We start from the raw sequence: 15,114 nt of genomic DNA, 5'->3' as shown, positions 1-15,114 counted from the left end.
TGACACACCATGATTCCTGAAATCGGCCATTTTTCCTTGATTCTTGCCCTGCTGGTGGCCTTGCCGCTGGGTATCCTGAGCATTGCGGGAGGGCAACGTGGCCGCGCAGACTGGATGGCGCTGGCCCGCCCGGGCGCCCAGGCCCTGTGGCTGCTGACCGGTTTGTCGTTTTTATGCCTGACCTATGCGTTCTATACCAACGACTTTTCGGTGTTGTATGTGGCCCAGCATTCCAACACCAAACTGCCTGACATCTACCGCCTTGCCGCAGTGTGGGGCGGCCATGAGGGTTCGCTGCTGTTGTGGCTGCTCATGTTGTGTACCTGGATGATGGGTATTTCATTGTTTTCACGCCAGCTGCCCGACGTGATGGTGTCGCGGGTGCTGGGTGTGCTGGGTCTGGTGGCCGTCGGTTTTCTGCTGTTCATGCTGGTCACCTCCAATCCGTTTGTGCGTTTGAGTGACATACCGGCCGACGGACGCGACCTGAACCCGCTGCTGCAGGACCCTGGACTGGTGTTTCACCCGCCCATGCTGTACATGGGTTATGTGGGCATGTCGGTGCCGTTCGCCTTTTCCATCGCGGCGCTGCTCAATGGCCGGCTGGATGCGGCCTGGGCACGCTGGACCCGTCCCTGGGCCACCGCTGCCTGGATCTGCCTGACGATCGGCATTGCCATGGGTTCCTGGTGGGCCTATTACGAACTGGGCTGGGGCGGATGGTGGTTTTGGGATCCGGTGGAAAACGCTTCGTTTTTGCCCTGGCTGGTTGGCACGGCGCTGATCCATTCGCTGGCGGTGACTGAAAAACGTGGCCTGTTCAGAAGCTGGACCATCATGCTGTCGCTGATCGCTTTTTCGCTGAGCCTGTTGGGTACTTTCCTGGTGCGCTCGGGCGTGCTGACCTCGGTGCATGCGTTTGCCTCTGATCCCAAACGCGGGGTGTTCATTCTGATGTTTTTGGCGGTGGTGGTGGGCAGTTCGTTGATCCTGTTTGCCGCGCGTGCCGGCAAAGTCCGCTCCGGGGGTGCTTTCGCCATGATGTCGCGCGAGACCTTTCTGCTGCTGAACAATGTCTTGCTGACCACGGCGGCAGCGGCCGTGCTGCTGGGGACCCTGTATCCGCTGATCATTGATGCCCTGAACCTGGGCAAGCTGTCAGTTGGCCCGCCCTACTTCAACAGTGTTTTTGCCCCCATCATGTTGCCGGTGCTGTTCTTGATGGTGGTCGGCTCGTTTGCCCGCTGGAAGAGTGACAGTCTGGCAGAACTCAGCCAGAAGCTGCGGCCCATTGCCATTGTTTCGGTTTTGCTGGGTTGCTCGGCCCCGTTCCTGGCTGGCCATTGGTCTGCCCTGGTGGCGCTGGGCCTGACGCTGGCCATCTGGATTGTGCTGGCATCCATCGTGCAGATGGCTCGTCAGATCAGGGACACGGTCAACTGGAAGTCCACGCCGATCTCGTTCTGGGGCATGCATGTGGCGCACATTGGCATTGCCGTGTGTGTGGTGGGTATCACCATGGTCAAAGGGTATGAAACCGAAAAGGATGTCCGCATGACCATTGGCGACACGGTTGAAGTGGGTGGCTACACCTTCCGGCTGACTGGCATCAATGAAAAGGCCGGACCCAATTACAACGCGGACGTCGGCACGGTGGAACTCATTCAAGGCGGCCAGGTGCTGAAAACCTTGTACCCGGAAAAACGGACCTATTTTTCATCCACCATGCCCATGACCGAAGCCGCCATTGACAGCGGGTTCATCCGTGACGTCTATGTGTCACTGGGTGAAAAACTGGAGAGTACCGACAAGCCGGCCTGGGCCATGCGTGTTTATCACAAACCTTTTGTACCGTGGATCTGGGTCGGTTGCCTGTTCATGGCCGTCGGTGGCGCCATGGCGGCACTGGACAAACGTTATCGCCGCAAAATGGCCACCAAGCTGAACCAGGCTGACATCAAGGGCATGGCTGTATGAAAAAAGCCTATATTCCCCTGGGCATCTTTGTCGTCCTGCTGATTTTTCTGGCCATTGGCCTGACCCGAGATCCGCACGAAATCCCATCCCCCCTGATCGGCAAGCCGGCGCCTGATTTTTCAGCACCCGTGCTCGACACCCCGGCGCTACAGCTCACCAAACAGGACATGCTGGGCAAGGTCTGGTTGCTCAACACCTGGGCTTCCTGGTGTGTGGCCTGCCGCGAGGAACATCCCATCCTGGTTGAGTTTGCCAAAACCAGAACCTTGCCGATTGTGGGGCTCGATTACAAGGACAAGGATGCCGATGGCCAGAAGTGGCTGGCCCGTTATGGCAACCCTTACGACGTTGCCATCGCTGACCGGGACGGGCGAATCGGCATCGATTTTGGCGTTTATGGTGTGCCTGAAAGCTTTCTGATCGACAAGGCTGGCGTCATTCGCTACAAACAGATTGGTCCCTTTACTTCAGCCGTCATCCAGGACAAGCTGCTGCCCTTGATACGGGAGCTCCAAAAATGAAATTCTGGCTCTGTCTTTTTCTGTTATGGCAAGGTGTTGTGGCGTCCCATGCCAATGAAGCGCTGGCGCTGGCGGATGACCCGGTGGTTGAACAACGCTTGATTGCCATTGCCGAAGATCTGCGTTGCCTGGTGTGCCAGAACGAATCGCTGGCCGGTTCACGCGCTGACCTGGCCAACGATTTGCGCCGTGAAGTTCGCACCCTGATCAAATCAGGCAAGACGGATGCTGAAATCAAGGACTTCCTGGTCAGCCGTTACGGTGACTTTGTGCTCTACCAGCCGCCTGTCAAACCAACCACCTGGCTGCTGTGGTTTGGTCCGCTGCTGTTGCTGCTCGGTGCCATCTGGATTCTGATCCGCACCATCCGCCAAACCCAAAACAACGCCAACCCAACCGTGCTTGACGATACGCAACGCGCCAAGGCCCAAGCCCTCCTTCAAGAGACTGATTCTTCAAAATGAATGTTTTTATTGGCATTGCAGCGCTCATGACGTTGCTGGTGGTGGCTTGGCTGGTTTATCCCCTGCTGCGTTCCAGACCGGCTGCAGGTATCTCCAGCGTGCGACTGAACACCGAGATCCACCGCGACCAGCTCAAGGCGCTTGAGAATGACCTGGCCCGTGGCGTCATCAGTCAACAGGATTTCGAAACCTCACGTGATGAGCTGCAATTGCGCCTGCTCGACGATACCGGGAATGACGAACCGCCACCCGACACTGGCCACACCAGTTTCTGGAACGCTCGCCGCACGGCACTGGCCATCGGCTTGAGTACCCCGGTTCTGGCCCTGGGCATCTACCTGCAATTGGGCACCCCTGCAGCCATCAACCCGGTCGTCGCAGCCAAGGTGGATGATCAGCAAATCATCAAAATGATCGACACGCTGGCGGCCAAACTCAAGGCCAACCCGGACAATCCCAAGGGTTGGGCGATGCTGGCCCGGTCCTACAAAGTCATGGGCCGGCTGGATGAAGCAGAACAAGCGTTTTTGAAAGCCGGCGACCTGGTCCAGCAAGAGCCAGACCTGCTGGTGGACTATGCTGATCTGCTGGCCGTTCGCGCCGACAGCAACATCGAAGGCAAACCACTCGAATTGGTCAATAAGGCGCTCGGCATCAACCCGACGCACCCGATGGGATTGATGATGTCAGGAGTGGCTGCCTACCGGCGTTCCGACTTCAAATTTGCCATCACCCAATGGGAGAAATTGCTCTCGGTGCTCGAACCCGGTTCCTCCGACGCCCAGCAGATCCAGGCCAACATCGACGATGCCCGTGCCAAGGCTGGCCTGCCAGTGGCCAGTGCACCATCCGAGACTGGCAAGCTGCCTCCCGTCCCCACAGGTGCAGCTGCTGGCATGACTCCCGAGATGATCAACCAGATGGTTGAGCGCCTGGCTGCACGCTTGAAAGACAACCCGGATGACGTGGCCGGCTGGGCCCGATTGGCACGCGCCTACAAGGTTCAGGGCCGCACGGCTGAAGCAGAACAGGCTTTTGCCAAAACTGGCCGCCTGCTCGACACCGACCCCGACGTGATCACCCAGTATGCAGACTTGCTGGCCAGCAGGGCCAAGGGGGACTTCACTGGCCAACCGCAAACCCTCATTAACAAGGCACTGTCGATCCAACCCAAACACCCGGTTGCGCTGATGATGGCCGGTCAGGCGGCTTATCGGGCTGCCGACTATGCCAAAGCCATCAGGCACTGGGAAACGGTCCTGACTGTCTTGCCAGGTGGCTCCAAGGACAGTGAACAGGTCAAGGCCGAAATTGCCGATGCCAAAGCCAGGATGGCTGGAAAAGCCAAACCCTGAACAACATTCCAAAAAGCAGTACAACCGCAACAGCCGGACCATGGGTTTGACCCTGGTCCGGCTTTTTTTTTGATCACATGCCATCTGGATAAAGCTGTGAGTAATTTGTCTGGAAACAGCAAGTTATCCACAAATCTGGCGACATTTGAAACTTATCCAGATTTCGGTGACTGCAAAAAAGCGCTCCCATACACAGCCGTCAACATTCCAGAAGCTGTTGATTCAAAAAGAAAAAAATGACTTATCAACGTTTTTTGTGAGGCTCTATCTACTACGACTACTTTATAAATTAAGAATTTAAACGTCATAGTAGAACAACTTTCAACCATTGAAGTGGCCAGGAGAACAGCCGGAAACCGGCTTGTGCATAAGACGAATAAACTCGTGACCACAGTTTTTTTTCTGGTGTGATCAAGTAAGATTTGGAACTCTTTCCGAACCACTTGTGTGTTGTCGGCCATGGGACCTGTTCCTGGCCATTTTTCTTCGACTGTTTGACTTTGCAGCAATCCAGTGACCGATTCATTTGAAATCAAAAGTGCCCAGTTGCCACTGATGTCACTTTTGGCCAAAACAACTGATTTGAAGCAGCTTGCCTCTGATTTGCTTCAGCGTTATGGACCCGACAGTGACAACGCCGATTTTTTCGAAAACGATGGTGTCATCATCGATTGCTCCAAAACCAAAGGTCAGGTCTCGGCTGAGGACTTGAATACCTTGATGAAAGCCTTGCTGAATTGCCGGTTGAAGCCTGTGGCTTTTCGCAGTACTGACCCGGCCCATCAGGCGTTAGCCATGGCCCAGGACCTGATGCTGGCGCCAGCAGAACTCACCCGTGGAAAAACTGCAGGCGAATCCAGAAAAACCGGTTCAGCGTCGGTTGAAGTCATCAAGGAAGTGGTGCGTGAGGTGCCTGGACCGGCTACTTTGGTGATCGACAAGCCCGTGCGTTCTGGCCAGAAAATTTACGCCCGTGGGGCCGATCTGGTATTGCTGGCGATGGTGAATCAGGGCGGAGAAGTGGTTGCCGATGGCAATATCCACGTTTATGCGCCCTTGCGAGGCAAGGCCATGGCGGGGGCCAGCGGCAACGCCCAGGCGCGCATTTTTTCCACCTGCCTTGAACCTGAACTGATTTCCATCGCCGGGGTGTATCGCACCAGCGAGAACCCGTTGGCACCGGATGTGCAGGGCAAGCCTGCCCAGGTGCGCCTGAGTGACGACGGGCAGGAGAAGCTGCTGTTTGAAGCGCTGAATGGTTGATTCCTTTTTTGAAAGACTCTGTTGACATGACAAAAATCATTGTGGTGACCTCCGGCAAGGGTGGTGTTGGCAAAACCACCACCAGCGCCAGTTTTGCCGCCGGTCTGGCCTTGCGTGGCCACAAGACGGCTGTGATCGACTTTGATGTCGGATTGCGCAACCTGGACCTCATCATGGGCTGTGAGCGCCGTGTGGTGTATGACCTGATCAACGTGATTCATGGCGAGGCCAATCTGAACCAGGCATTGATCAAGGACAAACAGTGTGACAACCTGTATGTGCTGGCTGCTTCGCAGACCCGTGACAAGGACGCGTTGAGCCTGGAGGGGGTGGAAAAAATCATTGCCGAACTGACGGCCATGGACTTTGCGTACATCGTGTGTGATTCCCCGGCCGGTATCGAATCCGGCGCCCTGATGGCCATGCACTTTGCTGATGAAGCGCTGGTGGTGACCAATCCGGAAGTGTCATCGGTGCGCGACTCTGATCGTATTCTGGGCATGCTTTCGAGTAAGACCAAACGCGCCATGGAAGGGCAATCGCCGATCAAAGAACATCTGCTGATCACCCGCTACAACCCGGCTCGTGTGAACCAGGGCCAAATGTTGTCGCTGCAGGACATCCAGGACATTTTGCGTATCAAGCTGATTGGCATCATTCCTGAGAGCGAGATGGTGCTGCAGGCCTCCAACCAGGGGGTTCCTGCGGTTCACCTTGAAGGCAGTGATGTTTCGGAAGCCTACAAGGATGTGATTGACCGTTTCCTGGGTGAAGATAAACCCATGCGTTTTACCGAGGCTCCCAAACAAGGCCTGCTCAAACGTCTGTTTGGGGGGAAGTGAAGCCATGTCTTTTTTCTCGTTTTTCCTCGGTGAAAAAAAGAAGACCGCCAGCCTGGCCAAGGAGCGGCTACAAATCATCCTGGCGCATGAACGTAGCGGCCGTAACCCGGCTGAACCGGACTACCTGCCAGATCTGCAGCGGGAGTTGATTGCCGTGATCAGCAAGTACGTCAAGATCAATCAGGAAGACATCAAGGTCAACCTGGAACGGCAGGACAATCTGGAAGTGCTGGAAGTCAAGATTGAGCTTCCTGAGACACGTTGACCGACACTTGTCGGCAAGGAGGATGTCCTAGAATCATCCGGGTCAAAGCGCTGGATCAGTCTGGTGATGGTCACTTTAGGAGATGTTATGCGGGTTCATGGTCGTTGGATGGTTGTTAGCACGGTAGCGGCTTTGTCCCTGGCTGTCAGCAGCGCCTGGGCGGCAGAAAAGACTGGGCGTGAAGTGGTTGAACAGACCTGTGTTGCCTGTCATGCCAGTGGCAAGGATGGCGCGCCAAAAATTGGTGATGTGCCCGCCTGGACACAGCGTTCCAAACTTGGATTGGCCAAACTCACCGAAAGTGCCATCGCTGGTATCGGCAAAATGCCGGCGCATGGGGGTCAACCCAATCTGAGCGACCTGGAAATGAGCCGGGCGATTGCTTTCATGGTGAGTTTTGGCAAGGCTGTTGATCCGAGCAAGCCTTACGCCACACCCACCAGTTCCACTGGTGAGCAGCTGGTACAAGGTCATTGTGTGGCCTGCCATGGTGATGGCAAGGACGGGGCTCCCCGTCTGAATGATTTCTCTGCCTGGAAACCGCGTCTGCAAAAAGGGATGGATGGTTTGCTGCGCTCGGCCATCACGGGCCACAAGGCCATGCCGGCCCGTTCAGGCATGGCCAATCTCAGTGATACCGATCTGAAAAATGCCGTCACCTATATGGTGGTGCAAAGCGCAACCTACAAAGCCAAATAAACACTAATAGCTATAAATTTTATAGCTATTAAGGCAGTTTTCATCCGGGCTAGAGCCTGTTTTTTTGCTTATATTTTGGGTTTCCAGCGTCTCAGCAGCAAGGCGTTGCTCATGACGCTGACTGAACTCAGGGCCATGGCCGCGCCCGCCATCACCGGGTTCAGGTAACCCAGTGCCGCCAATGGAATCCCCGCCACGTTGTAGATGAACGCCCAGAACAGGTTCTGCCTGATCTTGGCCACGGTGCGACTGGAAATGTCCAGCGCCGCTGCCACCAGCGACAAGTCTCCGCGCATCAGGGTGATGCCGGCGGCGTGCATGGCCACATCGGTGCCACCTTCGGCGTTGGCCATGGCCATGCCGACATCAGCGGCGGCCAGTGCCGGGGCGTCGTTCACGCCGTCACCCACCATCACCACGGTCTGGCCATGCTGGCGCAAGGCCAGGACATGAGCCGCCTTGTCGCCCGGCAGGACATCACTGATGACCTCACTGGGCTGCAAGCCTACGCGCCGGGCCATGGCCTGGGCTGCGGCCTGGTGGTCACCCGACAACATCAGCACCTGGATCCCTCGCGCCCGCAGTGCGGCAATGGCTGGCATGGCACTGACCTTGGGTTCGTCACCAAAAGCCATCAGGGCCAGGACGTCCAGGCCTGTTGCCGTGCGCTGGCCCATGACTGCCAGCGTGGCACCCTGAGCCTGTAGGGTCTGGAGCTGCATGTCAAACGCCTGGAAATCCCCACCCAGTTCCTTGATCCAGAGTGGGTTGCCGATGCAGTATTCAACAGCATTCACCTGTCCTTGCTGACCTTTGCCGGGAACACTCACGATGTGACTGACAGTGGGTAGCGGCAGGTTTTTTTCTTGCGCAGCCACCACCACGGCACGTGCCAGCGGGTGGCTGCTGCCACTCTGGATGGCAGCGGCAATGCCCAGCAGCTGGGTCACATCAGCGCCTGATGGCACGACAAAACTGGTCAGGCGGGCATGACCGACGGTCAGCGTTCCGGTTTTGTCAAACACCACCACCTGCGCCTTGTGTGCCAGTTCAAGTGCCTGGGCATCCTTGATCAAAATGCCATGTTGGGCTGCCACACCGGTTCCTGCCATGATGGCCACGGGTGTCGCCAACCCGAGGGCGCAAGGGCAGGCAATGACCAGCACCGTGACGGACTGGATCAGCGCCACTTCAAAACCATGGCCGCTGAACCACCAGCCCAGCAGCGTGATCAATGCCAGCACCAGCACCACCGGGACAAACACGGCACTGACCTGGTCAACCAGTCGCTGAATGGGTGCCTTGGCGGACTGGGCGTCTTCCACCAGCCGGATGATGTTGGCCAACACCGTGTCCACCCCAACCGCCCTGACCTGAATCACCACCCGTCCGTCGCCATTGAGGGTGCCACCCGTGACCCGCTCACCCATGGTCTTGGCTACTGGCAGCGGCTCACCGGTCAGCATGGATTCATCTACCTGTGTCTGCCCTTCCAGCAATACCGCATCCACGGCAAAACGTTCACCCGGGCGCACCACCAACTGGTCACCCACCAGCACTTCATCGATCGGCACATCCACTTCACCGTCGAGTCCCAGCAAATGGGCTGTGTCAGGACGCAGCGCATGCAAAGCCCGAATGGCAGACGTGGTTTGCCGCTTGGCGCGGGCCTCCAGCCACTTGCCCAGCATCACCAAGGTAATGACCACTGCAGACGCCTCAAAATACAGGTGCGTCATGGCATTGGCAGGGCTGCTCAGCCAGAGCCAGACCGACAGAGCCCAGCCGGCAGTGGTGCCAATGGACACCAGCAGGTCCATGTTGCCGCTGCGAGCCTTCACGGCATGCCAGCCAGCCTTGTAAAAACGTGCGCCCAGAACAAACTGCACTGGCGTGGCCAAGGCAAACTGCAGCCAGGCCGGCAACATCCAGTGCCGGCCCAGCAGGTCACCCAGCATCGGCAGCAGCAAAGGCAGTGACAGTGCCAGCCCGAAGGCTACCGGGCCAAAACCAGCCCAGCTGGACTCGCTGGCGGCATCCATGGCAGCGTTGGCGGCCACCGGTTCGTATCCGGCGTCGCGCACGGCCCGCTTGAGCCGGGCTTCAACCTGCTCGGAGGGCAGCACCATCACGCGGGCCGACTCGGTCGCCAGGTTGACGGCTACGTCCTGCACGCCGGGAACCTTCTTGAGCGCGCGCTCGGCCCGCGCCACGCAGGAGGCGCAGGTCATGCCGTGAATGCCGAGATCAATTCGGATGGCGCTTGGATCGGGGTGGGGGTGGGTCATGGAGAAGCAAGGATTCAAAGAGGACAAGGTTCACAATACGCTTTTTGTAACGCCCGATTTTTTCAGAGGATTTGTATGAAGTACAACTTCAACGTGCAAGGCATGAGCTGTGAGCATTGTGAGAAGGCCGTGTCACGTGCCATCCGCCAGCTCGATCGTTCTGCCGATGTGCAGATTGACCGTGCTGCCAACAAGGTGGAAGTGGACTCCAGCGAGTCTGCGGAGGTACTGAAGCAGGCCATTGTGGACGAAGGTTACACCGTGGTGGACTGATCCATGGCCCAGGACATGCCTGTCGGGAAAATCACGGCCCTGTATCCATCGCTGGCTCAGGTGCAGCCAGCATTGACTGAGTTGAGCGTGACGCTGGCGCCGTTTCGGGTGCCCGGCGAAACCGTGTTGTTCAGCGAAAACACCGCTTGTCAGGGGTTTCCGCTGGTGATCGAGGGGGAGATCAAGGTATCGCGCCAATCGGATGATGGACGCTCGCTGGAACTTTACCGTGTGGTGCCTGGTGAGCTGTGCCTGGTTTCCAGTGCCAGTCTGTTTCGTGCCCAACCCTTGTCGGCGCTGGGCATCACCACCAAGCCCAGCGAGTTGTTGTTGATCCAGCCAGAACTTTTCAGGCACTGGCTGGAAACGCCTGCGTTCCGAAACGATGTGTTGGGTCTGTTTGCCGAGCGTATGGCGGACCTGACCAGCCTGATTGATGCCGTGGCGTTTCACAAGCTTGATCGACGTCTGGCCGCAGCTTTGTTGGGACACGGCCAGCAACTCAACATCACCCATCAGGCGTTGGCTGATGAACTTGGCACCGTGCGTGAAATCGTGACCCGGTTGCTACATCGCTTTGAGCGTGAGGGATGGGTAACGCTGGGGCGTGAACAGATCCAGATTCACCACAGTGCCGCCCTGCGGGCCCTGGCCAGTCATCTCCCCTGAGCTTGCCGGGACGAAGCGCGGCGGTCAGCGCAGCTTGGCGAGAAACGCGGCAAAGTCCTTCTCTTGGGCCAGGGGCAAGGTCAAGAAGCGCTCGGGCAACTCCCAGACCACCAGCACTGGCGGGCTGCTTTTGAACGCATCGTCTTTCAGGTAATTCTGGATGGCCTGAAAAAAGCCGCTGCCGTCCTGGGCCGCATTGAGCGTCTGTGTAGCCAGCGATTGCTGCAAATACCCGTGAAAATTGCCACGAAGGGAATACGAGGTGCCAGTGAGTACCGCCGAGAGCGTGTTGTCACCAAACAGACCAGCTCCCCCGCCGTCACCGAGCTGTCTGGTGGTGGCCTCAGCCTCCACGTCGGCCTTGGGTTGGAAATACGTTGGCAGGGTATGAAGGCCCATCAGCCGGGTGAGATCCCCTGGGCGTTGTGTCGCTGTGGCCGCCAGTGAGGTTGAGAAATCGGTCTTTTTCAAGGGGACGCCCAGACCTTTCACATGCTCGGCAATGGCTTGAGCAGCGAGCCGGGCACCGGTCTGATTCCAGTGGGTATCGGTGGTGTAGTACACCGCTTCCTTGAGCCGGGACTGTTTCAGTGGTGTGTGGAGATCAACCACCGCAATGCGTGCCGTCTGCATCTGCCGCAGGGCTTCGGCGTAACGGGACTGGTTGGTGATGGTATAGCTGTCAATGGCCAACTTATCCTGGTAGAGGCGGGCCTTGTCTGGCACCAGGGCAACGACCAGCTGGATGTTTTTTTGGAATAGCAGAGTGGAAACCCGGCTGACAAGTTCAACACGCGTAGCCATGTTCTGCAAGCCGTTTGGGTCGTATTTCAGCTCCTCCGTCAAAAACAGCCAGCCATCTTTCCCGGTACGAACCTGGTCATTGCTGCCACGCAGCAGGGTATAACGCAAGCCATTGGCCCAGGCGATCAGGTGGTCGCGAGCGGGCATTTGCTGATCCAGCTTTTTTTCCAGCTGGCCGGTGGTGAGTCCGGTGCGAAAGTCGGTGACGCTGGCGGGAAGCTCTGACCAGTTGAGTTTTTGGACGGCGGCCAGAGATTGCCATAGTCCGATCACCATCACCATGATCATGATCACTGCAGAAGCCCACCGCAGGGGCGCAGAAACGGGCCGGTCGGTTGATGCAAGTGGATGAGTTGCCATGGCTTAGAACTGGAAATAGAGGAACGGGGTGAACGATTGTGCTGACAGGGTGGCCACGGCCCACAGGAACAGGGGCAGGATCAGCCAGCGCAGGGGGTTGCTGACCATGCTGCGCAACCGTGGCATGGCATAGATCAGCAGAATGCCCAACAGGCCGACCATGAGACGGTCCACCGTCAGTTGCCAGCTCATGGTCGCTGTCAAGGCCGTGCCATGGATGCCCAGCATGCCTTTGTACATGGCAATGGCCGCGTGAATATCCACCGCTCTGAAGATGACCCAGCCAATCATCACCAGCAGCATGGTGCGGGCCACCTGAATCCAGCCCGGGAGTCTGGACGGACCATGCTTTTCCTGCCAATAACGTTCAAACGCCAGAATGCCGCCATGCCAGGCACCCCAGAGCACAAAGGTCCAGTTAGCACCGTGCCACAAGCCGCCCAGCAGCATGGTCAGGAACAAATTGACATAGGTTCGGAAAACACCTTTGCGGTTGCCACCCAGCGAGATGTAGAGATACTCCCGCAGCCAGTTGGACAAGGACATGTGCCAGCGTTTCCAGAACTCGGTGATTGACTTTGATGTGTAGGGGTCGTTGAAGTTTTCCGGGAACACAAAACCAATCATCAAGGCCAGTCCAATGGCCATGTCGGTGTAGCCGCTGAAATCGAAAAAAAGCTGGATGGTGTAGGCCACGGCACCGATCCAGGCGTCTGCCAGACTCGGATGGGCGACTGCGAAGGCAGCATCCGCGAGTGGGGCCACGCTGTCAGCAATCAGGACCTTTTTGCAAAAACCGACCATGAAGATCAGGCTGCCGCGGGAGAATCGCTCCAGTGAGTGAATTCGGGAGCGGAACTGTTCAGCCAGCAGGTGGTATCGCAGCACTGGACCGGCAACCAGATGAGGAAACAGTGCAATGAAGGCGGCGAAGTCAATCAGGTTTCTTGCAGGGGGGGCTTCGCGTCGGTAAATATCCACCAGATAACTGATGGCATGGAAAATATAAAAAGACAATCCAATCGGCAAAATGATGCGGGTGAATTCAATTTTCTCGAAACCCATGCCGGTCAATAACACATTGGCACTGTCAATGCCAAAGTTGGCATACTTGAAATATGCCAATGCAGCCAGATTCAAAAAGACGCCAAATGCCAATAAGCGGCTGCGCCTCTGGTCGGTAGCGGCATGTTCCATTGACAGGGCAATGGCGTAACTGACAACGGTGACACCGACCAGCAGGCTCAGAAAATCGGGCCGCCACCAAGCGTAAAAGCCGTAGCTGAAAAGCAGAATCAGCAGAGACTTGAAGCGCCAGGGTGTCAAATAATAACTGGCCAAAAAAATTGGCAAGAACAGAAACAGGAAAATATTTGAACTAAAAACCATCTTTATATTCCATGACCATGATGCAACATGAATGGGTTTACCTGATGAATTCGGTACCAGAATTTTGTAATTGATCAATCAGATTTTCAAAATTTTTGGCAGGCTGCCTATTGAGATAATGGTTGACCAAAACCTGGTTGTCATAACCCAGCAGAAAAAATGCAATTCCTCCCAACTTCTGCTGATTCAGAAAATCGATTTTTCGGTCCAGAGACCACCAGTCCTCAAACCAGCCTTGGTAAAACTGCTTGTCAAGGGTGAATTGGTAATAGGAAGACCCTGTCAGCGGGTCATGTGTGGCGCCATATTGGCGCACACGTTGTGTCACACTGATCCGGATGTCAGGCAGTTCATCGGCTGACAATGGGGCAAATGAGGTGGTTGTGCCCGGGGCTTTCACTGCAGCCCGGGGTTGGTGTTTGGTCACCTGCCATTCATAACCATACAGCGGGAAGGTCAGCACCAGCCGTTCTCCGGGGAGTCCCAGGGCAGCGCCTTTGGCGGCCACTTTTTCCCAGGTCAGGGTGTCGGGGCCGCTGATTGGAGCGACCGGGCCGGCATGCTGGCTGTCTTTTTGGTGGGTGTCATAAGCCTGCATCACGACAAAGTCCAGTTTGTCCAGGGCAGCTTGGTCATACAACTCTGCTGTGGGTTCGAATGGCATAAAAACCGACAGCTTTTTCTGGGGGTCTAACTGATGCAAATGGTCTGACAGGGAGATCAGAAATTGCCTGAAATTGGCAATGGCGTGGGAATCGGCATCGACAAAAATTTCAAAATCGATATGCAAACCACTGACCGAAGGGTGTTTGACCAGTTCAAGGCATTCGTTGCGCAGGCGATCCATGGCGGCATCGGACCGAAACAGGGTGTTGAAATGGCCTGGTTCAAACAGCGTCAGGGTGAGATCAAGTGGGACTTTGGCGGCATGGATGGTCATCTGCTGGGCCGTCCATTGCTCTGGCCAGCCGTGTTTCTCGCTGATGGCGCCAGATGCATCGACCCGAAGTTCAAAAAAAAACAGCCGGTCAAACTGGGCAAGTGCAAGGCTGTCCCATGAGCGCGGCAACCACCACCCCAGATACCCCATTGTTTTGGGTGGCATGGCAGCGACATTGGCCTGACCTAACGCCAACAGCAACGCCAAACTGAGTTGCCAGCGGGAAAAGTACATCAGTCCGTGCTGTTGAGCAGCCAGTCGGTCACGTACTGCAGATCCAGGCTGGCCTTGCATCCAGGCTCGTACTGCAATACCGGGCGCTCATAAGCGAGGGCTTGGGCGACCCTGGCGTCACGGTGGATGGACGCGGGCACCAGATGTTCACCATAGTGGGCAGACATGGCATTGCGGACTTGGTGCCCCAGCTTGCTGTTGATGGGCATCTGGTTGATCAAAAAGTGAGCCCCTTTGAACTCCGTCCGTTGGGCTGTGTATTGCGTCACCAAATCCTGGATTTTCTCAATCGTTGCAAACGAGGCGGCGTCGGCCAGCAGGATCACCAGCGCACGGTGTGCCGCCAGCAGAGCCTGTTGCAAAAAGACCGATGGGCCTGGAGGGGTATCCAGAATCACGTAGTCGAACATGTTTTCTCCGAGTGAGCGGATGCTCTCGGCAACCCAGCGCGGGTTGAGTTTCAATTGCGACTCAAACTCCTGCAGTTCACTTTCACTGACACGTCCAAAAGGGATGAAGCTGACGCCATACGGGCTGTCAAAGATGGACCCCGGCTCAATGCCTTCACGTGCCAGCCCGGCAATCTCTTCAGGATCCATGCCTAAGTGAAAGCGCTGGGAATTTTGGGGGTCCAGATCAATCAGCAGAACATTTTTCTTGCGTTGGACCAAGGCGGTTGCAATATTGGCAGCAACCGTTGATTTCCCAACACCGCCTTTGGCTGAAACGAATGCGAGAACTTGGGTCATGATTGAGGATGTCCTTCAGCGT

The 15,114-nt window shown here is 56.6% G+C and carries 15 protein-coding genes; 10 read left to right on the top strand and 5 right to left on the bottom strand.

Going from position 1 to position 15,114, the window contains the following annotated elements:
* Positions 1-9 precede the first annotated feature (9 nt).
* The 8 genes from PHW99_RS01205 (at position 10) to PHW99_RS01170 (ending at position 7,386) form a co-directional block, all read left to right on the top strand.
* Positions 10-1,977, top strand: coding sequence for a heme lyase CcmF/NrfE family subunit (locus PHW99_RS01205; RefSeq protein ID WP_300172919.1), 1,968 nt, complete (start codon positions 10-12; stop codon positions 1,975-1,977).
* Positions 1,974-2,498 carry a DsbE family thiol:disulfide interchange protein gene (locus tag PHW99_RS01200; RefSeq protein ID WP_300172917.1) on the top strand — a complete coding sequence of 175 codons (525 nt, stop codon included), beginning with the start codon at positions 1,974-1,976 and terminating at the stop codon, positions 2,496-2,498. The genes PHW99_RS01205 and PHW99_RS01200 overlap by 4 nt, the downstream gene beginning before the upstream one ends.
* Positions 2,495-2,962, top strand: a complete 468-nt coding sequence (locus PHW99_RS01195) for a cytochrome c-type biogenesis protein (protein WP_300172915.1) — start codon at positions 2,495-2,497, stop codon at positions 2,960-2,962. Before PHW99_RS01200 ends, PHW99_RS01195 begins: the two co-directional genes overlap by 4 nt.
* The gene (gene ccmI / locus PHW99_RS01190; RefSeq protein WP_300172913.1) at positions 2,959-4,317 is read left to right on the top strand and encodes a c-type cytochrome biogenesis protein CcmI; all 1,359 of its coding nucleotides are present in this window, start codon (positions 2,959-2,961) and stop codon (positions 4,315-4,317) included. Before PHW99_RS01195 ends, ccmI begins: the two co-directional genes overlap by 4 nt.
* A gap of 513 nt (positions 4,318-4,830) precedes the next feature.
* On the top strand, positions 4,831-5,580 hold the full coding sequence (gene minC, locus PHW99_RS01185) for a septum site-determining protein MinC (RefSeq protein ID WP_300172911.1): 750 nt from the start codon (positions 4,831-4,833) through the stop codon (positions 5,578-5,580).
* A gap of 26 nt (positions 5,581-5,606) precedes the next feature.
* Positions 5,607-6,422: a septum site-determining protein MinD gene (gene minD / locus PHW99_RS01180; RefSeq protein WP_300172909.1), complete on the top strand. Its 816-nt coding sequence runs from the start codon at positions 5,607-5,609 to the stop codon at positions 6,420-6,422.
* Positions 6,423-6,426: 4 nt separating this feature from the next.
* Complete coding sequence (gene minE, locus PHW99_RS01175; RefSeq protein ID WP_300172907.1) at positions 6,427-6,687, top strand: cell division topological specificity factor MinE; 261 nt, start codon at positions 6,427-6,429, stop codon at positions 6,685-6,687.
* 108 nt (positions 6,688-6,795) lie between these two features.
* Positions 6,796-7,386 (top strand): c-type cytochrome, encoded by a 591-nt coding sequence (locus tag PHW99_RS01170; protein WP_300172905.1) that lies wholly within the window; start codon positions 6,796-6,798, stop codon positions 7,384-7,386.
* 68 nt (positions 7,387-7,454) lie between these two features.
* Here the strand turns inward: PHW99_RS01170 and PHW99_RS01165 are convergent, their stop codons facing one another.
* Entirely contained in the window at positions 7,455-9,674 is a 2,220-nt protein-coding gene (locus PHW99_RS01165) for a heavy metal translocating P-type ATPase (protein ID WP_300172903.1), read from the bottom strand.
* 75 nt (positions 9,675-9,749) lie between these two features.
* On the opposite strand from PHW99_RS01165, the gene PHW99_RS01160 reads away from it, so the two are divergent.
* Complete coding sequence (locus PHW99_RS01160; protein WP_300172901.1) at positions 9,750-9,947, top strand: cation transporter; 198 nt, start codon at positions 9,750-9,752, stop codon at positions 9,945-9,947.
* A 15-nt stretch (positions 9,948-9,962) separates the two neighbouring features.
* A complete protein-coding gene (locus PHW99_RS01155) occupies positions 9,963-10,616 on the top strand; it encodes a Crp/Fnr family transcriptional regulator (protein WP_300172900.1) in 654 nt (217 codons plus the stop codon).
* A 24-nt stretch (positions 10,617-10,640) separates the two neighbouring features.
* On the opposite strand, the gene PHW99_RS01150 is transcribed toward PHW99_RS01155, so the two are convergent.
* The 4 genes from PHW99_RS01150 to bcsQ all read right to left on the bottom strand — a co-directional run bounded on the left by PHW99_RS01150 (position 10,641) and on the right by bcsQ (position 15,092).
* Positions 10,641-11,708: a hypothetical protein gene (locus PHW99_RS01150; RefSeq protein ID WP_300172899.1), complete on the bottom strand. Its 1,068-nt coding sequence runs from the start codon at positions 11,706-11,708 to the stop codon at positions 10,641-10,643.
* 75 nt (positions 11,709-11,783) lie between these two features.
* Entirely contained in the window at positions 11,784-13,133 is a 1,350-nt protein-coding gene (locus PHW99_RS01145) for an MBOAT family protein (protein WP_300172897.1), read from the bottom strand.
* Between the two features lie 73 nt (positions 13,134-13,206).
* Positions 13,207-14,343: a glycosyl hydrolase family 18 protein gene (locus tag PHW99_RS01140; protein WP_300172895.1), complete on the bottom strand. Its 1,137-nt coding sequence runs from the start codon at positions 14,341-14,343 to the stop codon at positions 13,207-13,209.
* Positions 14,343-15,092, bottom strand: coding sequence for a cellulose biosynthesis protein BcsQ (gene bcsQ / locus PHW99_RS01135; RefSeq protein ID WP_300172893.1), 750 nt, complete (start codon positions 15,090-15,092; stop codon positions 14,343-14,345). The genes PHW99_RS01140 and bcsQ overlap by 1 nt, the downstream gene beginning before the upstream one ends.
* Positions 15,093-15,114 lie beyond the last annotated feature (22 nt).

It is taken from the genome of Rhodoferax sp. (assembly GCF_028689305.1).
In the GTDB taxonomy this organism is placed as follows: Bacteria; Pseudomonadota; Gammaproteobacteria; order Burkholderiales; family Burkholderiaceae_C; genus Rhodoferax.
Note: the sequence above shows the minus strand (reverse complement) of the source record. Positions and strands in the feature narration are given on the sequence as shown.